Source organism: Cyanothece sp. BG0011, from assembly GCF_003013815.1.
Lineage (GTDB): Bacteria > Cyanobacteriota > Cyanobacteriia > Cyanobacteriales > Microcystaceae > Crocosphaera.
Window position 1 is genome coordinate 124,041 of sequence record NZ_PRLH01000137.1, and the last position, 9,514, is coordinate 133,554.

General features: G+C 29.9%; 10 protein-coding genes and 1 pseudogene. 5 read left to right on the forward strand and 6 right to left on the reverse strand.

All coding sequences use genetic code 11. The features are described 5' to 3' along the window. Nucleotides 1-3: 3 nt before the first annotated feature. The 3 genes from C4E06_RS16895 to C4E06_RS16905 are packed head-to-tail and all read left to right on the forward strand — an operon-like array spanning nt 4 to nt 5,534. Nucleotides 4-3,213, forward strand: a complete 3,210-nt coding sequence (locus tag C4E06_RS16895; RefSeq protein WP_107669107.1) for a tubulin-like doman-containing protein — start codon at nt 4-6, stop codon at nt 3,211-3,213. Nucleotides 3,214-3,233: 20 nt separating this feature from the next. Next, nucleotides 3,234-4,886 carry a hypothetical protein gene (locus C4E06_RS16900; protein ID WP_107669108.1) on the forward strand — a complete coding sequence of 551 codons (1,653 nt, stop codon included), beginning with the start codon at nt 3,234-3,236 and terminating at the stop codon, nt 4,884-4,886. A gap of 27 nt (nt 4,887-4,913) precedes the next feature. Further along, on the forward strand, nt 4,914-5,534 hold the full coding sequence (locus tag C4E06_RS16905; protein ID WP_107667771.1) for an OmpA family protein: 621 nt from the start codon (nt 4,914-4,916) through the stop codon (nt 5,532-5,534). Nucleotides 5,535-5,569: 35 nt separating this feature from the next. Here C4E06_RS16905 and C4E06_RS16910 read toward each other — a convergent pair whose 3' ends face one another. Beyond that, nucleotides 5,570-6,175 (reverse strand): Uma2 family endonuclease, encoded by a 606-nt coding sequence (locus C4E06_RS16910; RefSeq protein WP_107667770.1) that lies wholly within the window; start codon nt 6,173-6,175, stop codon nt 5,570-5,572. A gap of 208 nt (nt 6,176-6,383) precedes the next feature. On the opposite strand from C4E06_RS16910, the gene C4E06_RS28115 reads away from it, so the two are divergent. Together C4E06_RS28115 and C4E06_RS29605 are read left to right on the forward strand one after the other, a co-directional pair. Then, nucleotides 6,384-6,653, forward strand: a complete 270-nt coding sequence (locus C4E06_RS28115; protein ID WP_198648765.1) for a hypothetical protein — start codon at nt 6,384-6,386, stop codon at nt 6,651-6,653. Continuing rightward, complete coding sequence (locus tag C4E06_RS29605; protein WP_370051346.1) at nt 6,653-6,817, forward strand: hypothetical protein; 165 nt, start codon at nt 6,653-6,655, stop codon at nt 6,815-6,817. Before C4E06_RS28115 ends, C4E06_RS29605 begins: the two co-directional genes overlap by 1 nt. Before the next feature lie 129 nt (nt 6,818-6,946). On the opposite strand, the pseudogene C4E06_RS16920 reads toward C4E06_RS29605, so the two are convergent. The 5 genes and pseudogenes from C4E06_RS16920 to C4E06_RS16940 all read right to left on the reverse strand — a co-directional run. Then, nucleotides 6,947-7,568 (reverse strand): annotated as a pseudogene (locus tag C4E06_RS16920) (hypothetical protein). A 113-nt stretch (nt 7,569-7,681) separates the two neighbouring features. Beyond that, nucleotides 7,682-8,512 (reverse strand): hypothetical protein, encoded by an 831-nt coding sequence (locus tag C4E06_RS16925; protein WP_107669109.1) that lies wholly within the window; start codon nt 8,510-8,512, stop codon nt 7,682-7,684. Then, a complete protein-coding gene (locus tag C4E06_RS16930; RefSeq protein WP_107669110.1) occupies nt 8,469-8,948 on the reverse strand; it encodes a hypothetical protein in 480 nt (159 codons plus the stop codon). Before C4E06_RS16930 ends, C4E06_RS16925 begins: the two co-directional genes overlap by 44 nt. Further along, nucleotides 8,911-9,249 (reverse strand): hypothetical protein, encoded by a 339-nt coding sequence (locus tag C4E06_RS27365; protein WP_157951176.1) that lies wholly within the window; start codon nt 9,247-9,249, stop codon nt 8,911-8,913. Before C4E06_RS27365 ends, C4E06_RS16930 begins: the two co-directional genes overlap by 38 nt. A gap of 24 nt (nt 9,250-9,273) precedes the next feature. After that, on the reverse strand, nt 9,274-9,514 hold a 241-nt coding region (locus C4E06_RS16940), incomplete at its 5' end, for an SHOCT domain-containing protein (RefSeq protein WP_198648766.1).

Here is a 9,514-nt window from a genome sequence, read left to right on the forward strand (position 1 = left end):
ATTATGATTCAAGAACAACAAACCCGTGCTATTAAACGGACTATTTGTATTGGTTTAGGGGGAACAGGAAGAGACGTTTTAATGAGAATTCGTCGCTTTATTATTGATAAATATGGAAGATTAGATCAACTTCCCGTTATTAGTTTTGTCCAAATCGATACGGATAAAGACTCATTTAATAGTTCTGGCTTATCTACTGGGAATACTTATCATGGAGAAGAAATTCTTTTTCGTGATGCAGAAAAAGTGATTACAACTATGACATCTCAAGCAGTAGATAATTTATTACATGAGTTAGAACATCCTCCTTTATTTGAATCAGCTTACTCTCATATTGAAAGTTGGTTTGATCCCCGATTAAAAAGCCATACAACAGCAATAGAAGATGGTGCGCACGGTATTCGACCGGTGGGAAGATTAGCCTTTTTTCATAACTATATGGCAGTAAAAAATGCCATTAATAGTGCTGAAACTAGAACGATGGGACATGAAGCATTTTTACTCAAAAATGGTTTAAATGTTCAGCCAGGTTTAGATATTTTTATTGTCGGATCTCTCTGTGGAGGGACAGGAAGCGGACTGTTTTTAGATGTTGCTTATACTGTCAGAAATCTTTATCAAAAAAATAGTCAGATTTTTGGTTATTTGGTAATTAGTCCCTCATTATTTGGAGATACTCCAATTATGAATGCTAATACCTACGCAGCGTTAAAAGAACTCAATTATTACACGAGTCAAAATACAGTTTTTCAAGCTTGTTATAGTCAACAATATCAAGTTAATATCCGAGAAAGTCGTCCCCCCTTTGACTATACTTATTTAGTTTCAAATCAGACCTCAGGAGATTATAAAATTAATCAAAAAGGTAAACTATGTAATGTTATTGCCTATAAGATATTTTTAGAGTTTTCTAGTGAATTATCTTCTAAACTTCAAGGACAAAGAAATAACTTTAAAGATCCCATGTTAAGAACTGATGATCATCCTTTTGGGATGTGTCAACAATACCTTACTTTTGGATTATCTGCGATTTATTTTACCCGCGATCGCTTAGTACAAATTGCCTTAAACCGTCTCACATTAAAGTTAATTAACTTTTGGTTAGAAGGAATAGGCCAAAGTCCAGATATTACTACTTTAATTGAAACATTTTTATTAAAATGGACAGCAGATATTACTCAAGAAGAGTGTATTACCAATAAACTAAAAGAAGTGACGCACAATAATAATAAAAGCTTTGATAAAAGTCTAAAAAGATGGCAGACATCTTTAGAAGAAATTGAGCTTGAAAAAGCAGAAGAAATTGAGAGTTTAAAACAAGATTTACCTCGATCTTTTCGTTCTGAATTTCGTAAAGTTCAAGATGGAAATACAGAAAGTAGTCGAGGTATTTGGTTAACCCATTTAAAAAATAATCAATCTAGTGTTACGGATAAACTTAGTAAAGATATTGATGACTTTATTGGTAGTCTTCTTAACCCAAATAATCATGATTTTTCCATTAATAATAGTTTAGGTTTTCTCGAAGGATTAAAAACCACACTCTCCCAATATCAACGAACCCTGGAAATGCAAAAACAGGATAGTAAAGGAATGTCTGGAGAGGAAACGATTGAAAAAATTTGGTCAGAGACAAAACAAGAAATAGAAGATATTCAACAAAAATCTAAATTACCTTTCTTTAATAATCGAAAGTTTACACAAATTCAAGAAGTGGTATTAAACAGTATTAGAGAGGTTTCTGGTGTCATTCAACATAACTTTGAAGTCGCTGTTAATAATGAATCATTAACCATTATTGAAGCACTACAAAATCATGTTTCAACTCGTTTAAATCAAGTTTATCGGTTTAGTGAATTAATACAACAACTAATAAAATATTATGAAAATAAAGAACAAGAATTACGACAATTAAACTTAGATGAGATGAGTGGAGAGGCGATTTTTCCTGAGTCTGATATTGATGATTGTATTCCTAATAATGGTGCGCGATCGCAGTTAGTTTCAGTAACTCAAAATTTAGCTCAAGAATTAAGCTTTGGAGACTCATTGTTGAGCTTATTAAATACTAATTTAGTGGATCAATCTCAACTACAACATAAAACAGATTCAGTTATAGAAAGGTTATTTAGTTCCCTAGGATTAAGTCAAGTTCAATCAGTAATTAAACGTTTTCTAGAGAATTATTCTATTGCCGATCGTTCCAGAAGATTAGAACAAATTATACAATCTTCTCAACCTTTATTATCTCTTAATTTAAGCGATCCTCGTTTCTATAATGGTAAAGAAAAAAGAAGTCAATTAATTGGATTTAAACAAAGTGATGATATAGAAATCAAACAATTTAAAGATATGTTAGTCAATCAAATCGGTATTCCTGAAAATGCCTTAAAACCCATTCAAGCAGAAGATGAAATTTTATTTATTACAGAATATGCTGGTTTTCCCTTGAGAATTGTTAATAATATAGCTCATATGAAAAGCTTTTATGAACAACAAGTAAGTAGGGGAATTTTACATAATGATTATCAGATTATGTTTACTGATATTATTCCTAATGATGCTAAAATAATAGAAGAAATTGAATATATATTTTATCCTTGTATTGCCCTAGGTTTATTAGAGTATAATCAGGAAACGATTAGTTATGAATTTGAATGTTATGACGAACTTCGTCGTAATTATTATATAGCATCCTTAAGTTATTCTTGGCGAGAAGCTTTAGAACAATTAGCCTCTCGTCAAGACATTACCAATACAATAAAAAGGATACTTGATCAGGCAGTTTCTCAAATAAAAATCAACCCAAATTTAATACAAGATCAGTATTATCCGAGAATTCAAAACTTTGTTATGATGGTAGAAAATTTATCAGAGGATGACCCTAATTTTTTCTATAAATCTAAAGTAATTGGACAAAGAGCAACCACAGAAAAACCTGCAATAGAAGGAATAATTACCCGATTTATAAGAAAACTTGAAGATGAAATCAATAAACAAAATAATGAACAATTAAATAAAAATATTCTAACTTCTTCGACTTCTCAACCTTCAATTGATCAAACCTCATTACCTCCTAAAACTGTTAATACTCCTGCTAGTTTTTCATCAAATGGGATGGAACAATTAGAGAAATTGATTAAAGCGAGAGAAAATGGTTTTTTGACGGAAGAAGAATTTAAAGCAGCCAAAGCCAAATTATTAGGATTATAAAAAAATTTGAGGATTGTATTATGTTTGACTGGATTGATTTATTTCCCCCTTATCTCGCTTTCCTAACCCTAATACTTATTATTTTAACTTTCTTTGCCATTTGTCTTAGAATTGCTCTATACCGCTATTTAGTGGATGCAGCGAAGAAAGTTAGAAGACTTTTGAATTATCAAGAAAGTCGTGGTAGTCAACCCAAAATCGTCGCTATCTTAGAAGAAAGATTTAAACAAGCCAGTTTAGTCTTAGAAAGAGTTAACACTGAAGCATTAGTAGATGGAGTTTATGATCAAGAAAAATTTCCTTTTTTCTGGACTTCATTATCTTGTGAAAAATGGGACTATTTTTGTCGTATTTTTCCTAATCTATTATTAGCATTTGGATTATTTGGAACTTTCTTAGGTATTACTAGGAATTTATATAGCTTAAATGAAACCATTAGTAATATTGGAGTAGAAGCTGATAATTTTATTGATCAATTCCAAATCCCATTACAAAATATGGGAATTGCTTTTATTAGCAGCTTAATTGCATTAGCTTGTAGTTCTTTATTAACTTTAATTAATCTTCGTTGTAATACTACATCCGCTAAATACGCTTTAATTAGTTCCTTAGAAGACTATCTCGATAACATTTTACAACCCACTATAGAAGGTAAAACAAGACTTGATAAAGCCATTAATCGTATGGTCGATCAACAAAATGAATTCTTAACTAGATTTCATGAAAATGTTACTCAAGCTGTTAAATCATCTCTAGGAAGTGTCGCCGATCAAATTGCAGAAGGAAACAAAGAAGCGACTAACTTAGCTAAACAAGTTTATGAACGTTTTACAGAAACTGCTGGAACATTAGATCGAGGTGCAGATACTTTTTATCAAGCATCTTTACGGTTAGAAAAACAAGTAAATTCTCTTAAAGATATTGTCCAACATGAGAATTTTGTTAAATATGCTCAAACGCTAGAAAATAGTTCAAACTCTTTTTTTAAAGCAGCTAATACAATTAACAATAGTAAATTTTCAGATAAATTAGTATCTGCTACTAATAATTTAGAAAATACTCAAGAGCAATTTTCTCAAACAATAATAATGGTTAGTGAATTAATTGAAAAAATAGAATCAACAATTACTAATCTTCAGCATTCCGTTACAGAAATTTCACAATTAGGTGGTCAAATTAATGAAGTTAATCAACAATCACGAGAATTAATTACCTTAAATAAAGAATCCCTAGAAAAAGAATCAACAGCATTACAAACTATCGGCGATCGCTTAATTAATAGTTTAGAAACTCAAACCAATAGTAACCAACAAAATAACCAATCTTTAATAGAATTACACCAACAATCACAACAACTGATAGAATTAAATAAAACGTCTCTAGAAAGAGAATCGACAGCATTACAAAATGTATGCGATCGCTTAATGAGTAGTTTAGAGAATCAAACGAATAGTACCTCTCAAAATTTAATGAACTTGGGAGATAGATTAACCAAAAATCTGATACAAGAAAATGGAAGAACTAACTATCAAGTTGAAATTATTGCCGAAAAAGTAGAAAAATCAGCTTTAGCTTTAAAAGAAATTGAATCAATATTACAGCAACTTAACACAACCTTCACATCAAACAATAATCGTTCTCCTTTTGATAATCTAGGAAATTTTAATCTTTAAATAAACTATTAAAAATTGCATTAATTTATGTCTAAAAGATACCGAAATATCAAAGAAATTGAAGAACTCAATGTATTTTCTTCTTTTGCTGATTTAATGTCTAATGCGTTTATGATCCTTAGCTTTTTATTACTAATTGCTTTTTTTCATGTTCTTAACTTAAATAAAAGATTACAATCAGCTTCTCCTATTATTATTGCTGAAAACTCAGGAAAGTTTCAATTTCCTTCGGGTAGTGCGGAATTAACCCCACAATTAAAACAATATCTTGTGACTGAAATTACACCAAACATTGAGAAAATTGTGGAAGAAAGAGACATTGATTTTATTCAAGTGATTGGTCATACTGATGGACAAGCTAATAATCAATATAGTAATCTAGATCAACACTTAGAAAAAGTTGCTAATGGTCAAGAATTTGTTAACATTTTAAACCCTGGATCAAATACTGATCTAGGATTAATGAGAGCCTTATCTGTTGTCCAAGAATTACAAAAAAATCCTAATTTAAAAACCGTTGAATTAAGAGCTTATTCCGCAGCACAATTATATTTACCTACAGGAAAATTATCTTCTCCTGATCGTAACTCAGATCCAAGTAGAAGACGCATCGAAATACGTTTTATTCCTCCTGGACAAACACAATAATTAATTTTTCTAGAATTTTCTGAGCATACTATTATTCAAATTGTAGAAATATGGTTTAAAAATTCTGCTTCAATAATTAGAGGACTTTTAGTCAATCCTTGATTAACAAATTTTTCTAATATTTCGGATGTCAAATTAGATAAACATTGACTCTGATTAATTTTCCTATATCCTTCATTTTGTAGTTCATAAAAAGTAATTTTCTCATTTTTCCAAAACCAAACTTCTTTAATACCTATCGCTTGATATTTATTAAGATCATCAAGACTACCACTAGAAAAGATAACTTCAATCACTAAATCAGGAATATCTTTATCAGTATTGAAAGCAAAACTAACATCAGGTTCTTTTCCTGCTAATGGTTTATTTTCTAACCGAGTAGAACCCATCGGAAAATAAAGTAAATTAAACTTTCTACAATAAGCAACTATTAAAATAGCAATGGTTTGAGCAATTCTTTCATAATTTTTGCTAGGGGACACTAAAGTAATGACTCCATTAAAATAAGAAATTCTATAACCTAAGTATTCTTCTGAATTAAATTGTTCATAATCTGTCCAAGTCATCCCTGCAAAACTAAGCGTTTGATCTTGTTTTTCAAGGTGTTCAATATTTAGGGGAAATTTTGCATTGATTAACATAGTCTTTTTTTATATTGTTTCAATTGATGATTCTTGCTTATCAACAACAAAATAAATCTATTCCTTTGAATGGAATTAACTATTTTGTTGTTGATAAGCAAGAATCATCAATTGAAACAATATAAAAAAAGACTATGTTAATCAATGCAAAATTCCCCTAAATATTGAACACCTTGAAAAACAAGATCAAACGCTTAGTTTTGCAGGGATGACTTGGACAGATTATGAACAATTTAATTCAGAAGAATACTTAGGTTATAGAATTTCTTATTTTAATGGAGTCATTACTTTAGTGTCCCCTAGCAAAAATTATGAAAGAATTGCTCAAACCATTGCTATTTTAATAGTTGCTATTGTAGAAAGTTTAATTTACTTTTATTTTCCGATGGGTTCTACTCGGTTAGAAAATAAACCATTAGCAGGAAAGAACCTGATGTTAGTTTTGCTTTCAATACTGATAAAGATATTCCTGATTTAGTGATTGAAGTTATCTTTTCTAGTGGTAGTCTTGATGATCTTAATAAATATCAAGCGATAGGTATTAAAGAAGTTTGGTTTTGGAAAAATGAGAAAATTACTTTTTATGAACTACAAAATGAAGGATATAGGAAAATTAATCAGAGTCAATGTTTATCTAATTGACATCCGAAATATTAGAAAAATTTGTTAATCAAGGATTGACTAAAAGTCCTCTAATTATTGAAGCAGAATTTTTAAACCATATTTCTACAATTTGAATAATAGTATGCTCAGAAATTCTAGAAAAATTAATTATTGTGTTTGTCCAGGAGGAATAAAACGTATTTCGATGCGTCTTCTACTTGGATCTGAGTTACGATCAGGAGAAGATAATTTTCCTGTAGGTAAATATAATTGTGCTGCGGAATAAGCTCTTAATTCAACGGTTTTTAAATTAGGATTTTTTTTGTAATTCTTGGACAACAGATAAGGCTCTCATTAATCCTAGATCAGTATTTGATCCAGGGTTTAAAATGTTAACAAATTCTTGACCATTAGCAACTTTTTCTAAGTGTTGATCTAGATTACTATATTGATTATTAGCTTGTCCATCAGTATGACCAATCACTTGAATAAAATCAATGTCTCTTTCTTCCACAATTTTCTCAATGTTTGGTGTAATTTCAGTCACAAGATATTGTTTTAATTGTGGGGTTAATTCCGCACTACCCGAAGGAAATTGAAACTTTCCTGAGTTTTCAGCAATAATAATAGGAGAAGCTGATTGTAATCTTTTATTTAAGTTAAGAACATGAAAAAAAGCAATTAGTAATAAAAAGCTAAGGATCATAAACGCATTAGACATTAAATCAGCAAAAGAAGAAAATACATTGAGTTCTTCAATTTCTTTGATATTTCGGTATCTTTTAGACATAAATTAATGCAATTTTTTAATAGTTTATTTAAAGATTAAAATTTCCTAGATTATCAAAAGGAGAACGATTATTGTTTGATGTGAAGGTTGTGTTAAGTTGCTGTAATATTGATTCAATTTCTTTTAAAGCTAAAGCTGATTTTTCTACTTTTTCGGGCAATAATTTCAACTTGATAGTTAGTTCTTCCATTTTCTTGTATCAGATTTTTGGTTAATCTATCTCCCAAGTTCATTAAATTTTGAGAGGTACTATTCGTTTGATTCTCTAAACTACTCATTAAGCGATCGCATACATTTTGTAATGCTGTCGATTCTCTTTCTAGAGACGTTTTATTTAATTCTATCAGTTGTTGTGATTGTTGGTGTAATTCTATTAAAGATTGGTTATTTTGTTGGTTACTATTGGTTTGAGTTTCTAAACTATTAATTAAGCGATCGCCGATAGTTTGTAATGCTGTTGATTCTTTTTCTAGGGATTCTTTATTTAAGGTAATTAATTCTCGTGATTGTTGATTAACTTCATTAATTTGACCACCTAATTGTGAAATTTCTGTAACGGAATGCTGAAGATTAGTAATTGTTGATTCTATTTTTTCAATTAATTCACTAACCATTATTATTGTTTGAGAAAATTGCTCTTGAGTATTTTCTAAATTATTAGTAGCAGATACTAATTTATCTGAAAATTTACTATTGTTAATTGTATTAGCTGCTTTAAAAAAAGAGTTTGAACTATTTTCTAGCGTTTGAGCATATTTAACAAAATTCTCATGTTGGACAATATCTTTAAGAGAATTTACTTGTTTTTCTAACCGTAAAGATGCTTGATAAAAAGTATCTGCACCTCGATCTAATGTTCCAGCAGTTTCTGTAAAACGTTCATAAACTTGTTTAGCTAAGTTAGTCGCTTCTTTGTTTCCTTCTGCAATTTGATCGGGCGACACTTCCTAGAGATGATTTAACAGCTTGAGTAACATTTTCATGAAATCTAGTTAAGAATTCATTTTGTTGATCGACCATACGATTAATGGCTTTATCAAGTCTTGTTTTACCTTCTATAGTGGGTTGTAAAATGTTATCGAGATAGTCTTCTAAGGAACTAATTAAAGCGTATTTAGCGGATGTAGTATTACAACGAAGATTAATTAAAGTTAATAAAGAACTACAAGCTAATGCAATTAAGCTGCTAATAAAAGCAATTCCCATATTTTGTAATGGGATTTGGAATTGATCAATAAAATTATCAGCTTCTACTCCAATATTACTAATGGTTTCATTTAAGCTATATAAATTCCTAGTAATACCTAAGAAAGTTCCAAATAATCCAAATGCTAATAATAGATTAGGAAAAATACGACAAAAATAGTCCCATTTTTTCACAAGATAATGAAGTCCAGAAAAAAGGAAATTTTTCTTGATCATAAACTCCATCTACTAATGCTTCAGTGTTAACTCTTTCTAAGACTAAACTGGCTTGTTTAAATCTTTCTTCTAAGATAGCGACGATTTTGGGTTGACTACCACGACTTTCTTGATAATTCAAAAGTCTTCTAACTTTCTTCGCTGCATCCACTAAATAGCGGTATAGAGCAATTCTAAGACAAATGGCAAAGAAAGTTAAAATAATAAGTATTAGGGTTAGGAAAGGCGAGATAAGGGGGAAATAAATCAATCCAGTCAAACATAATACAATCCTCAAATTTTTTTATAATCCTAATAATTTGGCTTTGGCTGCTTTAAATTCTTCTTCCGTCAAAAAACCATTTTCTCTCGCTTTAATCAATTTCTCTAATTGTTCCATCCCATTTGATGAAAAACTAGCAGGAGTATTAACAGTTTTAGGAGGTAATGAGGTTTGATCAATTGAAGGTTGAGAAGTCGAAGAAGTTAGAATATTTTTATTTAATTGTTCATTATTTTGTTTATTGATTTCATCTTCAAGTTTT